Source organism: Burkholderia sp. ABCPW 11 (assembly GCF_001523445.1).
Classification (GTDB): Bacteria; Pseudomonadota; Gammaproteobacteria; order Burkholderiales; family Burkholderiaceae; genus Burkholderia.
Genome location: NZ_LOVM01000093.1, coordinates 272,909 through 286,377, shown reverse-complemented (window position 1 = coordinate 286,377; position 13,469 = coordinate 272,909). Strand labels below are relative to the sequence as shown.

Annotated in this window: 11 protein-coding genes; 8 read left to right on the top strand and 3 right to left on the bottom strand. The window is 69.1% G+C overall.

The window, feature by feature from the left end; all coding sequences use genetic code 11:
- Positions 1-42 precede the first annotated feature (42 nt).
- From msrB to WS61_RS30285, 4 genes are all read left to right on the top strand, one after another.
- A complete protein-coding gene (gene msrB, locus WS61_RS30300; RefSeq protein ID WP_059506038.1) occupies positions 43-474 on the top strand; it encodes a peptide-methionine (R)-S-oxide reductase MsrB in 432 nt (143 codons plus the stop codon).
- Between the two features lie 129 nt (positions 475-603).
- Positions 604-1,134, top strand: a complete 531-nt coding sequence (locus WS61_RS30295; RefSeq protein ID WP_059506036.1) for a septation protein A — start codon at positions 604-606, stop codon at positions 1,132-1,134.
- A gap of 1 nt (position 1,135) precedes the next feature.
- Positions 1,136-1,444: a BolA family transcriptional regulator gene (locus WS61_RS30290; protein ID WP_034207535.1), complete on the top strand. Its 309-nt coding sequence runs from the start codon at positions 1,136-1,138 to the stop codon at positions 1,442-1,444.
- 18 nt (positions 1,445-1,462) lie between these two features.
- Positions 1,463-2,245 (top strand): peptidylprolyl isomerase, encoded by a 783-nt coding sequence (locus WS61_RS30285; RefSeq protein WP_059506034.1) that lies wholly within the window; start codon positions 1,463-1,465, stop codon positions 2,243-2,245.
- Between the two features lie 172 nt (positions 2,246-2,417).
- Here WS61_RS30285 and WS61_RS30280 read toward each other — a convergent pair whose 3' ends face one another.
- A complete protein-coding gene (locus WS61_RS30280; RefSeq protein WP_059506033.1) occupies positions 2,418-2,963 on the bottom strand; it encodes a GNAT family N-acetyltransferase in 546 nt (181 codons plus the stop codon).
- Between the two features lie 5 nt (positions 2,964-2,968).
- On the bottom strand, positions 2,969-7,033 hold the full coding sequence (purL, locus tag WS61_RS30275; RefSeq protein WP_059506031.1) for a phosphoribosylformylglycinamidine synthase: 4,065 nt from the start codon (positions 7,031-7,033) through the stop codon (positions 2,969-2,971).
- A 327-nt stretch (positions 7,034-7,360) separates the two neighbouring features.
- Between purL and WS61_RS30270 the strand changes: the two genes are divergently transcribed.
- From WS61_RS30270 to pgi, 3 genes are all read left to right on the top strand, one after another.
- Positions 7,361-8,662: an FAD-dependent oxidoreductase gene (locus tag WS61_RS30270; RefSeq protein ID WP_059506029.1), complete on the top strand. Its 1,302-nt coding sequence runs from the start codon at positions 7,361-7,363 to the stop codon at positions 8,660-8,662.
- A 55-nt stretch (positions 8,663-8,717) separates the two neighbouring features.
- The gene (locus WS61_RS30265) at positions 8,718-10,253 is read left to right on the top strand and encodes an NAD(P)H-hydrate dehydratase (RefSeq protein WP_059506026.1); all 1,536 of its coding nucleotides are present in this window, start codon (positions 8,718-8,720) and stop codon (positions 10,251-10,253) included.
- A 111-nt stretch (positions 10,254-10,364) separates the two neighbouring features.
- Positions 10,365-11,987, top strand: coding sequence for a glucose-6-phosphate isomerase (pgi, locus tag WS61_RS30260; protein ID WP_059506024.1), 1,623 nt, complete (start codon positions 10,365-10,367; stop codon positions 11,985-11,987).
- A 60-nt stretch (positions 11,988-12,047) separates the two neighbouring features.
- On the opposite strand, the gene WS61_RS30255 is transcribed toward pgi, so the two are convergent.
- Positions 12,048-12,761: an ABC transporter ATP-binding protein gene (locus WS61_RS30255; RefSeq protein ID WP_059506022.1), complete on the bottom strand. Its 714-nt coding sequence runs from the start codon at positions 12,759-12,761 to the stop codon at positions 12,048-12,050.
- Here WS61_RS30255 and WS61_RS30250 point away from each other — a divergent pair.
- Positions 12,760-13,422: an arylesterase gene (locus tag WS61_RS30250; RefSeq protein ID WP_059506020.1), complete on the top strand. Its 663-nt coding sequence runs from the start codon at positions 12,760-12,762 to the stop codon at positions 13,420-13,422. The genes WS61_RS30255 and WS61_RS30250 overlap by 2 nt on opposite strands.
- Positions 13,423-13,469: the final 47 nt, after the last annotated feature.

Genomic DNA, 13,469 nt, shown 5'->3' with positions numbered 1-13,469 from the left:
ACGACGCGTCCGACCCGACCGACCGATCAGGAGAACCCTCACATGTCACACGATTCCGACGACAAGACCTACCCGTACCAGAAGGACGATGCCGAACTGCGCCGGCGCCTGACACCGATGCAGTACGAGGTCACGCAGCACGCGGCGACCGAGCGCGCGTTCACCGGCGAATACACCGACACCGAGGATGCCGGCATCTACAAGTGCGTCGTCTGCAGCACGCCGCTGTTCGAATCCGGCGCCAAGTTCCACTCGGGCTGCGGCTGGCCCAGCTACTTCAAGCCGCTCAACAGCAAGGTGATCGACGAGAAGATCGACTACTCGCACGGGATGGTGCGCGTCGAGGTGCGCTGCAACCATTGCGGCGCGCATCTGGGCCACGTGTTCGAGGACGGCCCGCGCGACCAGACCGGTTTGCGGTACTGCATCAATTCGGCTGCGTTAAACTTCGAGTCCCGACCCGAAAACGAATGAGCGGCGCCGGGCGGATCTGCCGGGCGGCCAGCCGCGGGCCGACCGCCCCGATCCGCGACGGCGATGCCTGGCGGGTCCCTACAACGATGACAGGCCGCGCCGGCGGCCCGTCACGCAGCTGCGAGCGCCATGAAATTCCTGTTCGATCTGTTTCCGATCATCCTGTTTTTTGTCGCCTTCAAGGTCTGGGGCATCTTTACCGCCACCGCCGTCGCGATCGTCGCGACGCTGGCCCAGGTCGCATGGGTCGCCTTCCGGCACCGGAAGGTCGACACGATGCTGTGGGTCAGCCTCGGCGTGATCGTCGTGTTCGGTGGCGCCACGCTCGTCCTGCATGACGAGAAATTCATTCAATGGAAACCGACCGTGCTGTACTGGCTGTTTGCGATCGGGTTGCTCGCCGCGCGTTATGCGTTCAGCAAGAACCTGATCGAGAAGATGATGGGCAAGCAGCTCACGCTGCCGTCCCCCGTGTGGGACAAGCTGAATCTCGCGTGGGCGCTGTTCTTCGCGGTGCTCGGCATCGCGAACCTGTACGTGGTGCACAACTTCACCGAATCGCAATGGGTGAATTTCAAGCTGTTCGGTACGACGGGCGCGATGGTCGTATTCATCATCCTGCAGAGCCTGTGGCTCGCGAAGTACCTGAAGGACGAGTGACATGAGCGACGCCTTTCTCCACGCTTCCCCCGACGAACGCATCGCGCTGATCGAAGCGCGCCTCACCGCGTCGCTCGCGCCGCTGTCGCTCACCGTGCGCGACGACAGCGCGCAGCACGCAGGCCACGCGGGCGCGGCCGCCGGCGGTCATTTCACGGTCACGATCGTATCGTCCGCGTTCGCGGGCAAGCCGCGCGTCGCGCGGCACCGGCTGGTGTATGATGCGCTCGCTGATGCGATGCAGCGCGGCATTCACGCGCTCGCGATCGTGGCTTACACGCCCGAAGAATTCAACGAATCTTCAATCTAGTCTCATTAGGAATTCCCGATGATCCTGAAATCCCCCCGCCTGTGGGTCGCGGCGGCTGCTTTTGCAGCGGCACCGGCATTTGCCCAGAACATCGCCGTCGTGAACGGCACGCCGATTCCGAAGTCGCGCGCCGACGCGATGGTCGCGCAGCTCGTCCAGCAAGGCCAGACCGACGGCCCGCAACTGCAGCAGGCCGTGCGCCAGGAACTCGTGAACCGCGAAATCCTGATGCAGGAAGCGATTCGCGAAGGCATCCCGAATCGTCCGGACGTGAAGGCGCAAGTCGCCGTCGCGCAGCAGACCGTCGTGCTGCGCTCGATGATCGAGAGCTTCCTGAAGAAGAACCAGCCGACCGACGCCGAAGTGAAGGCGCGCTACGACGAACTCGTCAAGGGCGTGGGCGGCAACCGCGAATACCACCTGCACCACATCCTCGTCGACAACGAGCAGCAGGCGAAGGACCTGATCGCGAAGATCAAGGGCGGCGCGAAGTTCGAGGATCTCGCGAAGCAATACTCGAAGGATCCGGGTTCGGGCAAGAACGGCGGCGATCTCGACTGGTCCGATCCGAAGGCGTACGTGCCGGAATTCGCGGCGGCCGCGCAGAAGCTGCAGAAAGGCCAGATGACCGATACGCCGGTGAAGACGCAGTTCGGCTGGCACATCATCCGCGTCGACGATGTCCGCGACATCGCACCGCCGCCGTTCGACCAGGTGAAGGCGCAGATCGCGCAGCAGCTCGTGCAGCAGAAGCTGCAGGCGTTCGAGGAAGGTCTGCGCCAGCAGGCGAAGATCCAGTAACGCCGGCGCGCGTCATCCACGCATCGAAAAGCCGCTCCTCGGAGCGGCTTTTTCTTTTGGCACGCACGAACATGGGTGTCGAGACGCGGCGACGCCTGGCCGACGCGCAATAAAAAGCCGCTCCGAAGAGCGGCTTTCCCGTGCTGGGCATCGCCCCGCCCCGCCGCGTTCGCTACGCGGGATAAAACACGTCGCGATAACGCGCTTCGCCCGACGGCAGCGGAGCCGATGCGTCGAACGGCAACGCGAGGAAATACTCGGGCGGCACGCCCGGAAATACGATGTCGCCATGCGGTTCGAACCCGAAGCGCGCGTAATACGTCGGCTCGCCGAGCACCACGCAGCCGCGCGCGCCGAGCCGCCGCAACGCGTCGAGCCCCGTGCGCACGAGCCCCGCGCCGATGCTTTTGCGCTGGCAATCGGGCCGCACCGCGAGCGGCGCAAGTCCGTACCACTGCTGGCTGCCGGCCGGCTCGCCGCCGATCGCCACGGGCGAAAACGCGACGTGCCCGACGATACGCCCGTCGCGCTCCGCGACGAGCGAGACGCTCAGCGCACCGTCTGCACGCAGCGTCTCGACGATGCGCTGCTCGAACGCCCCGCCCTGCGGCTCGCCCGCGAAGGCCGCACGGATCACGCCGCCGATCGCATCGGCCTCGCCCGCACGTTCGTCGCGCAGCGTGACGACCTCGACCGGCGCGTTCGGGTCGAACATCATCCGGATCAGCCGATCCAGCGGCGCGCGTTGCGGAACACACGCATCCACGGGCTCGCTTCACCCCAGCCTTCCGGGTGCCAGCTCATCGTGACCGTGCGATGCACGCGCTCCATGTGCGGCATCAGCACCGAGAAGCGACCGTCGGCCGTCGTGACCGACGTGATGCCGGCGGGCGACCCGTTCGGGTTGAACGGATAGCGCTCGGTCGCTTCGCCGCGGTGGTCGACGTAACGCATCGCGACCGCGACGCGATCGATGTCGCCCTGCTGCGAGAAGTCCGCATAGCCTTCGCCGTGCGCGACCGCCACCGGAATGCGCGAGCCTTCCATCCCTGCAAAGAAGATCGACGGCGACTTCTCCACTTCGACGAACGAGAAGCGCGCCTCGAACTGCTCGGACTTGTTGCGCGTGAACTTCGGCCACGCTTGCGCGCCGGGGATCATCGACGCAAGGCTCGACAGCATCTGACAGCCGTTGCAGATACCGAGTGCGAACGTGTCGGGACGCGCGAAGAAGGCCGAGAACATGTCGGCGAGGTTCGCGTTGAAACGGATCGTCTTCGCCCAACCTTCGCCCGCGCCCAGCACGTCGCCGTACGAGAAGCCGCCGCACGCGACCGCGCCCGCGAAATCGGCCAGCGTCGCGCGGCCCGCGAGCAGGTCGCTCATGTGCACGTCGTGCGCGTCGAAGCCTGCGCGGTCGAACGCATATGCGGTTTCCAGATGCGAGTTCACGCCCTGTTCGCGCAGGATCGCGACGCGCGGCCGTGCGCCGGTCGCGATGAACGGCGCGGCGACGTCGTCAGCCGGATCGAACGTCAGCACCGGCGAGAGGCCCGGATCGGCCGCGTCGAGCAGCGCGTCGTATTCGGCATCCGCACAGGCGGGGTTGTCGCGCAGGCGCGCGATGCGCCAGCTCACTTCGCTCCATGCGCGATGGAGTTCGGTACGCGGCGCGTCGAAGATCTTCTTCGCATCGCGGTACACCTCGATCACGTCGCGATCGTTGACCGAGCCGATCACGTGCGAACACGTCGACAGGCCGAACTCGCGCAGCGCACCCAGCACCGCGTCGCGATCGGACGCACGCACCTGCACGACGGCACCGAGCTCTTCGGAGAACAGCGCGCGCAGCGTGCGGTCGTCGCGAAGGCCGCTCGTCTGCTTCGCCCAGTCCTTCGCATCGCCGTAGTCGGATTCGTGGTCCGGGTCGAGCGTCAGCATGTCGACGTTCAGCGACACGCCCGCATGGCCCGCGAACGCCATTTCGCACACGGTCGCCCACAGGCCGCCGTCCGAGCGGTCGTGGTACGCGAGCAGCTTGCCTTGTGCGTTGAGCGACTGGATCGCGTTGAAGAAGCGCTTCAGGTCTTCCGCGTCGTCGACGTCCGGCGTCGCATTGCCGACCTGCTGCGTGACCTGCGCGAAGATGCTGCCGCCCATCCGGTTCTTGCCGCGGCCGAGGTCGATCGCGATCAGCACGCTGTCGCCCGCGTCCGCCACGCGGCGCAGTTGCGGCGTGAGATGGCGGCGCACGTCCTCGACCGGCGCGAACGCCGAGATGATCAACGACACCGGCGACACGACTTCCTTCGCGACGCCCTGCTCGTCCCACTTCGTCTTCATCGACAGCGAATCCTTGCCGACCGGGATGCCGATCCCGAGCGCCGGGCACAGCTCCATGCCGATCGCCTTGACCGTGTCGAACAGCGCGGCGTCCTCGCCGGCCGTGCCGCACGCGGCCATCCAGTTCGCCGACAGCTTCAGCTTGTCGAGCGACGCGATCGGTGCGCTCGCGATGTTCGTGATCGCTTCGCCGACGGCCATGCGGCCCGATGCCGGCGCGTCGATCACCGCGAGCGGCGTACGCTCGGCCATCGTCATCGCCTCGCCCTTGAAGCCCGCATAGTCGAGCGCGGTGATCGCGCAGTCGGCCACCGGCACTTGCCACGGGCCGACCATCTGGTCGCGCACCGACGTACCGCCGACCGAACGGTCGCCGATCGTGATCAGGAACGACTTGCTGCCGACCGTCGGATGCTTCAGCACGTCGAGCGCGACTGCCGACAGCGCGACGCCCGTCACGTCGACCGGCGCACGCTCGGTGCGCACGCGCGCGACGTCGCGGTGCATGCGCGGCGGCTTGCCGAGCAGCACTTCCATCGGCATGTCGACCGGGTATTGGTCGGCGCCCGTCGCTTCGTCGTCGACGAGCTTCAGTTGGCGTTCGTCGGTCGCGACGCCGACCACCGCGAACGGGCAGCGCTCGCGCGCGCAGATCGCCTCGAAGCGCGGCAGGTCGGCCGGCGCGATCGCCAGCACGTAACGCTCCTGCGCCTCGTTCGACCAGATTTCGCGCGGCGACAGGCCCGACTCCTCGAGCGCGACCTTGCGCAATTCGAAACGCGCGCCCTTGCCCGCGCCGTCGACGATCTCGGGGAACGCGTTCGACAGGCCGCCCGCGCCGACGTCGTGGATGCTCAGGATCGGGTTTTCCGCGCCGAGCTGCCAGCAGCCGTTGATCACCTCCTGCGCGCGCCGCTCGATTTCCGGGTTACCGCGCTGCACCGAGTCGAAGTCGAGCTCGGCCGTGTTCGCGCCGGTCGCCATCGAGCTGGCCGCGCCGCCGCCCATGCCGATGCGCATGCCGGGGCCGCCGATCTGGATCAGCAGCGAGCCCGCCGGCACGTCGTGCTTGTGCGTGTGCTGATCCGCGATGTTGCCGAGGCCGCCCGCGATCATGATCGGCTTGTGATAGCCGTGCACCGTGCCGCCGACGTTCTGCTCGTACACGCGGAAGTAGCCGCCGAGGTTCGGGCGGCCGAATTCGTTGTTGAACGCGGCGCCGCCGAGCGGGCCGTCGATCATGATCTGCAGCGGCGACGCGATGCGGTCCGGGCGACCGTACGGGCCGTGCTGCTCGTTCGGGTTGCGCTCGGCCACCGGCTGCGCCGCGTCGCGTGCGTTTTCCCACGACTGGCGGGCGCCGGGCAGGTCGAGGTTCGACACGGTGAAGCCCGTGAGGCCGGCCTTCGGACGCGCGCCGCGGCCCGTCGCGCCTTCGTCGCGAATCTCGCCGCCCGCGCCGGTCGCCGCACCCGGGAACGGCGAGATCGCCGTCGGGTGGTTGTGCGTCTCGACCTTCATCAGCGTGTGCGTAAGCTCGGTGTGGCGGCCGTAACGCTCGCCCGGCTCGCCGGCCGCGCCCGCCTTGCGCGGGAACCAGCGCTCGGCTTCGGCGCCGACCATGATCGACGAGTTGTCCGAATACGCGACGACCGTGCCCTGCGGGCTCAGCTTCTCGGTGTTGCGGATCATCGCGAACAGCGACATGTCCTGCGCTTCACCGTCGATCGTCCACTGCGCGTTGAAGATCTTGTGGCGGCAGTGTTCGCTGTTCGCCTGCGCGAACATCATCAGCTCGACGTCGGTCGGGTTGCGTTCGAGCTTGCGGAACGCGTCGACCAGGTAGTCGATCTCGTCGTCGGCAAGCGCGAGGCCCAGCTCGACGTTCGCGCGCTCCAGCGCGCCGCGGCCGGCGCCCAACACGTCGACGCTCGCGAGCGGCTTGGCCGGCAGTTCGTCGAACAGGTGCTTCGCGTCGTCGCGCGCCGCGACCACGCTTTCGGTCATCCGGTCATGCAGCGCAGCCGCGACGGCCGCGCGTGCGTCGTCCGACAGCGCCTTCTTGCCGCCGAGGAGGCCCGACTTCAGCGTGACCGTGAATTCGACGCCGCGCTCGATGCGGCGCACGTGCGTGAGGCCGCAGTGTTGCGCGATGTCGGTCGCCTTGCTCGCCCACGGCGAGACCGTGCCGAAGCGCGGCAGCACGACGAAGGTCTCGGTCGCGCCCTTCTCGCCCGCCGGCTGGAACGGCTCGCCGTAGTGCATCAGCGCATCGATGCGCGCGCTGTCGTCGGCCGACAGCGGCTCGGCCGCATTGACGAAGTGCAGGAACTGGCCGCGCACCGCGACGATGTTGGCGTCGATTTGCCTGAGCGTGTCGAGCAGACGGGTTTGACGGAAATCGGAGAGGGCCGAAGCGCCGGGAAAACACGAGAAGTGAGCCATGGGCTGGACTGACGTCGATGAGTCGCGCGAGGTGGCGACGTGGGGCGAAAGGAAGGCCGTAATTATACCCGGAAGTCGGCCGCCCAAGCCCCCCGATCGGTGGTCCGCCTGCACCGCACCGGTGCCCGGGCGCGTGGCGCGCACGACGGCGCGCCGGACCGGCCTGCGCGTGCCTGCACGCCGGCCGCCGTGGCGCGACCGCGCGGCCCATGGTCGGCCGGCGCCGGCTCGCGCGCTTTTGGCGCTATCATTCCGGGTTCACCGGGCCCGGCCCTCAGCGAATTCTCACCGGGCGGCGTGCGCGCCGCCCGTCATCGAAGCAATCCAATGGATGTCATCGTCATCGGCGGCGGAATCAGCGGCGTCGCCACCGCCTACCAGTTGCGCGCGGCCGGCCATCGCGTGTGCGTGGTCGAACGCCATGCGACCGTCGCGCAAGGTGCGACCTACGGCGACGGCGGCGCGCTGCTGCCGAGCCCGCTCGACGTCTGGTTCGGCCCGACTTTCATGCGCCAGCGCCAGTCGCGCGACAGCGGCGTCGTCTACAAGCCGGGCTTCAACGGCGGCGTGCGCCAATTCGTCAAGCAGCTCGGCACGCTGCGCGAGCCCGACGCGTTCGCCGCGCAGTACGCGCGGCTGCGTCCGCTGATCGACGTGTCGCGCGACGCGCTCGCCGATATCGAGGCGCGCCTCGAGCTCGAATTCGAGCAGAAGCCCGGCATCCTGCACGTCGTGCGCGATCCGCGCGACTGGGACGCGCTGCAACCGGCGCTCGACCTGCTGCGCACGCTCGACCAGCCGTACCGCACGCTCACCGCCGACGAATGCGCGGCGCTCGAACCGTCGGTGCCGGCCGAGCCCGGCTTTGCCGGCGGCGTGCTGCTCGAAACCGAGCGCACCGGCAACTGCCCGCTGTTCGCGAAACTGGTCAAGCAGACGCTCGACGAGCACGGCGTGCAGTTCCGCTTCGGCGCGGACGTCGCCGCAATCCGCGTCGACAACGGCCGCGCGGCGGTCGAGCTCGTGCCGCCGGGCCACCGGAGCGCGGCGACGGCGCGCGAGGTCGACGTGATGTCCGCCGACGCGATCGTGGTCGCCGCCGGCGCAGGCAGCCTCGCGCTGCTCGAACGGCTCGGCTGGCGCCTGCCGCTGCACCCGGTGCGCGTCCATACGCTCACCGCGCCGGTTGCGTACGAAGAACACGCACCGCATCTGAGCGTCGTCGATTCGATCAAGCGGATCTCGATCACGCGCACCCACCAGCGGCTGCGCGTCGGCGGAGCCGCCGTGCTGCAGAGCCTGACCGACACCGCGAAACCGCTCGCCGAGCCGCTGTCCGAAGCCGCGCTCGCGCTGCTCGGCCAGGCCGTCCACGACTGGGTGCCGGGCGCCGCGAAGATCTCGGCCGCGCTGTCGTGGCAAGGCATGCAACTGCTGTCGCCAGACGGCCTGCCCGTCGTGGGTCCGACCCCGCATCCGCGCGTGTTCGTCAATTTCGGCCATGGCCCGGCCGGCTGGGGGCTCGCGTGCGGGTCTGCTAAAGTGGTGGCCGACTATCTGGGCGGCAACGTCCAGCACTGGCCCGCCGACACGCTCGCCGCGCTGAGCGCCGGCCGCTTCACGACCTGACCGCCGCCGCGGGCCGACCCGTGGCGGCATCCTTGCCAGCCGCCACGATCCCGCGATGACCGTTACCCGCCCCCTTCCCGATTCCGATCCGATCGCGCTGCTGCGCGTCGCCGACCTGCGCGCGGCCGAAGCCGATGCAACCGCCGCGCTGCCGCCGCACACGTTGATGGGCCGCGCGGGCGCCGCCGCCGCGCGCTGGCTGTCCGAGCGCGTCGCCGGCGACGATCGCCCCGTCTGGTTCGCGGTCGGCCCCGGCAACAACGGCGGCGACGCGCTGGTGGCCGCCGCGCAGCTCCAGCAGCTCGGCGTCGCGACGCATGCGTGGATGCCGGTGCCGGTCAAGCCGGACGACGCGCAATGGGCACTCGGTCTCGCACGCACGGCGGGTGTGCCGTTGTCTACCACCCCGCCCGCGTCGCTGGAAGGCTACGCGTGGGTCGTCGACGGGCTGTTCGGCATCGGTCTCGGCCGCGCGCTCGACGGCGCGTTCGCCGAGCAGGCCGCACGCATCGCCGCTCATGCGCGCGGCGGCGGCCGCGTGCTCGCGCTCGACGTGCCGAGCGGGCTCGACGGCGACACGGGCCGGATCGTCGGCGCGGGCGTCGCCGTCGCGGCCACCCATACGCTCACCTTCATCGGCGCGAAGCCCGGCCTCTACATGGGCGATGGCCGCGATCTCGCCGGCGAGATCCACGTCGCGTCGCTCGACGTCGCGCCGCCCGCCGCGCCGGCCATCGTGCTGAACGCGCCCGCGCGGTTCGCCGCGGCGCTGCCCGCGCGCGCCTTCTCGTCCCACAAGGGCACGTACGGCAGCCTCGCAGTGCTCGGCGGCGACACGGGCATGTGCGGCGCCCCGATCCTGGCCGCTCGCGCCGCGCTGTTCGCGGGCACCGGCAAGGTGCACGTCGGCTTTCTGGGCGCGGGCGCGCCGCCGTACGATCCGCCGTTTCCAGAACTGATGCTGCATCCGGCCGACACCCTGGACCTCGGCGCGATGACCGCCATCGCGGCCGGTTGCGGGCTCGGCACGCGCGAGGCCGCGGCAACGCTCGTGCGCGACGTGCTCGCACGAGACATCCCGATGCTGCTCGATGCCGACGCGCTGAACCTCGTCGCGACGCACGTGGACCTCGCGGCCGCCGTCGCCGCGCGCGGCACGCCATGCGTGCTGACGCCGCATCCGCTCGAAGCCGCGCGACTGCTCGGCGGCGACACGGCAGCCGTGCAGCGCGATCGCGTCGCGGCCGCGCAGGCGCTCGCCGCCCGTTACGCGGGCATCGTCGTGCTGAAAGGCGCGGGCACGGTGATTGCCGCGCCCGACGGGCGGGTGACGATCAACCCGACCGGCAACGCGGCGCTCGCCACCGGCGGCACCGGCGACGTACTCGGCGGCCTGATCGGCGCGCTGCTCGCGCAGCGGGTCGCGCCGTACGAAGCCGCGCTGGCCGGCGTCTATCTGCACGGCCTCGCGGCCGATACGCTGACCGCGCACGGCACCGGCCCGGCCGGGCTGACCGCGGGCGAGCTCGCGCCGATGGTGCGCACGCTGATCAATCGCCTTTTTTATCCGTCGCCGCGCGCCGACACGTAACGCCGCTATACTGACTGCCCCGCCGCACGGCGGGCCTTCTCGTCCGCCGGCTTTCCGATCACGATGAGCCGGCGCGGCATTCCTCCCGATTCACGCTTCACTCGAACCGCCATGACGCTGAAATCGCTCCCCGCCTGGACTGCCCTTCAATCCCACTTCGAACGGATCCGCCACGCGCGGCTGCGCGACTGGTTCGCGCCGGAAAACGACCGCGCGCCGACCCGCGCCGAACGCTTCACGATTCCGGGCGGCGGTCTCGCGGCCGATTTCTCGAAGAACCGCATCGACGACGAAACGCTGCGCCTGCTCGTGCAGCTCGCGCGTGACGCGGGCGTCGAAGCGCGCCGCGACGCGATGTTCGCGGGCGAGATCGTCAACCCGACCGAAGGCCGCGCCGCGCTGCACACCGCACTGCGCGCGACCGACCCGCAGGCGCCGTTCCACGCGCAGGTGAGCGCCGAGCGCGCGAAGATGGCGACGTTCGCGCGCGCCGTGCGCGGCGGCACGTGGACGGGCTATACGGGCAAGCGCATCCGCCACGTGATCAACATCGGCATCGGCGGCTCTGATCTCGGGCCGAAGATGGTCGTGCATGCACTGCATCACGTCGCGACGCCCGACATCTCGACCCACTTCGTGTCGAACGTCGACGGCGCCGATCTCGCACGCGTGCTCGAACAGGTCGATCCAGAGGAAACGCTCGCGATCGTCGTGTCGAAGACCTTCACGACGCTCGAGACGATGACGAATGCGCGCTCGCTGCGCGACTGGTTCGTCGCGCGCGGCTGCCCCGAGGCGGCGCTCGCGAAGCACTTCGTCGGTGTGTCGGCGAACCCGGCCGAAGTCGTGAAGTTCGGTATCGCCGCCGACAACGTGTTCGAAATGTGGGATTGGGTCGGCGGCCGCTATTCGCTGTGGTCGGCGGTCGGCCTGTCGATCATGATCGCGGTGGGCCCCGAACAGTTCGACGAGCTGCTGGCCGGCGCGAACGACATGGATCGCCACTTCCGCGAAGCGCCGCTCGAGCGCAACCTGCCGGTGCTGCTCGGCCTGATCGGCATCTGGTACCGGAATTTCTTCGGCTCGCAGAGCTACCTCGTCGCGCCGTATTCGGAAGCGCTGCACTACCTGCCGTCGTACCTGCAGCAGCTCGAAATGGAGAGCAACGGCAAATCCGCGCGCCTGGACGGCACCTTCGTCGACTACCCGACGTCGGCCGTCACGTGGGGCGAGCCGGGCACCAACGGCCAGCATGCGTTCTTCCAGATGCTGCACCAGGGGCCGACGATCGTGCCGATCGACTTCATCGCGGTGCTGACGCCCGAGCATCCGCTTGCAAGCCACCATCCGAAGCTGCTCGCGAACTGCTTCGCGCAGAGCGAGGCGTTGATGCTCGGCCGCACGCTCGAAGAAGCGCGCAAGGTCGCCGGGCCCGGCAAGGAAGCGCTCGCGCCGCACCTGACGTTCCCCGGCAACCGCCCGACCACGACGCTGCTCGTCGATGCGCTGACGCCGCGCTCGCTCGGCGCGCTGATCGCGCTTTACGAGCACAAGGTGCTGGTGCAGGCGACGGTGTGGGACATCAATCCGTTCGACCAGTGGGGCGTCGAGCTCGGCAAGATTCTCGGCAAGGTCGTCGAAGCCGACCTGTCGGCCGAATCGGTCGATCCGGCGAAGCACGACTCGTCGACCACGGCGCTGATCGCGCGCGCCCGCGCGGCGCTCAAGCGCTGACGCGACGGCGTCATGCCCGTGTCGGCCGCGCGATCCACGCTGCGCGGCCGGCACAAACATTCACGCGTTGCGCGAAGCCGCGTGCGGCACGACGATGCGCCCCGCGTCGATCGTGACTGTCGTTGCACAGCGGCGCGCGAGTTCGGCATCGTGCGTGACGAGCACGAGCGTCGCGCCATGCGTGCGGTTCAGTTCGAACATCAGGTCGATGACCGCGTGGCCCGTTGCGGCGTCGAGGCTGCCGGTCGGCTCGTCGGCGAACAGGATCGCCGGGCGCGTGACGAACGCGCGGGCGAGTGCGACGCGCTGCTGTTCGCCGCCCGACAGCAGCTTCGGATAATGCGCAGTACGCTCGCCGAGACCGACCTGCACGAGCAGCGCCCGGGCGCGGTCGGCCGCGTCGCGCGCGCTGATGCCGCCCTGCAGTTCGAGCGGCAGCATCACGTTCTCGAGCGCCGTCAGGTGCGGCATCAACTGGAACGACTGGAATACGAATCCGACCGCGCCGTTGCGCAGCGCCGCGCGTTCGTCCTCGTCGAGTTGATCGAGCGCGCGACCGAGCAGGCGAACCGTGCCGCTCGTCGCGCTGTCCAATCCCGCAAGCAGGCCGAGCAGCGTCGATTTGCCCGAACCCGACGCGCCGACGATCGCGAGACTGCTGCCCGGCTGCACGGCGAGCGTGATGCCGTCGAGGATCGTCAGCTCGCCCGTTGCATCGGCAACCCGCTTGCACACGTCATGGACTTCGATGATCGGATCGGTAATCTTGAACATGGACACGACATTTCGCTGGAAAAGACGCGCGGCGGCCGCCGCGCTGCTGGGCATCCTGCTGGCCGTCACCGCGCCCGCACACGCCGCGACGGCATCGAGCCCGCCCGTGATCGTCGTGCTCGGCGACAGCCTGTCGGCCGAATACGGATTGCCGCGCGACACCGGCTGGGTGTCGCTGCTGCGACAACGGCTTTCGACCGAGCGAATCGATTATAGCGTCGCGAACGCCAGCGTCAGCGGCGACACCACGAGCGGCGGCCGTGCCCGGCTGCCCGCGGTACTGCAGCGGCTCAAGCCGTCGATCGTCGTCGTCGAGCTCGGTTCGAACGATGCGCTGCGCGGCGTGCCGCTCGCGACGACCGAGCAGAACCTGCGCGACATCATCGCGAGCGCGCGGCGCGCCCAGGCGAAAGTCGTGCTGGTCGGCATGTACGTGCCGCCCAATTACGGCCCCGACTACACGCAGAAGTTCCACGCGGTCTATACGCGGCTGTCGAAAGATCTCGGCGTGCCGCTCGTGCCGTTCCTGCTGGCCGGCATCGAGGACAAGCCCGACATGTTCCAGGCCGACCAGATGCATCCCGCGCAGCAGGCCCAGCGCATTCTGCTCGACAACGTGTGGCCGACGCTGAAGCCGTTGCTCGGCAAGCCGCACGGCTGACCGCAGTCGCGCGCCGGAAAACAAAAAGCCCCGCTTCGAGCGGGGCT

Excerpts from the sequence above, each read along its gene's own strand:
- msrB (WP_059506038.1), top strand. The coding sequence starts at position 43 with ATGTCACACGATTCCGACGACAAGACCTACCCGTACCAGAAGGACGAT.
- WS61_RS30295 (WP_059506036.1), top strand. The coding sequence starts at position 604 with ATGAAATTCCTGTTCGATCTGTTTCCGATCATCCTGTTTTTTGTCGCC.
- WS61_RS30290 (WP_034207535.1), top strand. The coding sequence starts at position 1,136 with ATGAGCGACGCCTTTCTCCACGCTTCCCCCGACGAACGCATCGCGCTG.
- WS61_RS30285 (WP_059506034.1), top strand. The coding sequence starts at position 1,463 with ATGATCCTGAAATCCCCCCGCCTGTGGGTCGCGGCGGCTGCTTTTGCA.
- WS61_RS30280 (WP_059506033.1), bottom strand. The coding sequence starts at position 2,963 with ATGATGTTCGACCCGAACGCGCCGGTCGAGGTCGTCACGCTGCGCGAC.
- purL (WP_059506031.1), bottom strand. The coding sequence starts at position 7,033 with ATGGCTCACTTCTCGTGTTTTCCCGGCGCTTCGGCCCTCTCCGATTTC.
- WS61_RS30270 (WP_059506029.1), top strand. The coding sequence starts at position 7,361 with ATGGATGTCATCGTCATCGGCGGCGGAATCAGCGGCGTCGCCACCGCC.
- WS61_RS30265 (WP_059506026.1), top strand. The coding sequence starts at position 8,718 with ATGACCGTTACCCGCCCCCTTCCCGATTCCGATCCGATCGCGCTGCTG.
- pgi (WP_059506024.1), top strand. The coding sequence starts at position 10,365 with ATGACGCTGAAATCGCTCCCCGCCTGGACTGCCCTTCAATCCCACTTC.
- WS61_RS30250 (WP_059506020.1), top strand. The coding sequence starts at position 12,760 with ATGGACACGACATTTCGCTGGAAAAGACGCGCGGCGGCCGCCGCGCTG.
- WS61_RS30255 (WP_059506022.1), bottom strand. The coding sequence starts at position 12,761 with ATGTTCAAGATTACCGATCCGATCATCGAAGTCCATGACGTGTGCAAG.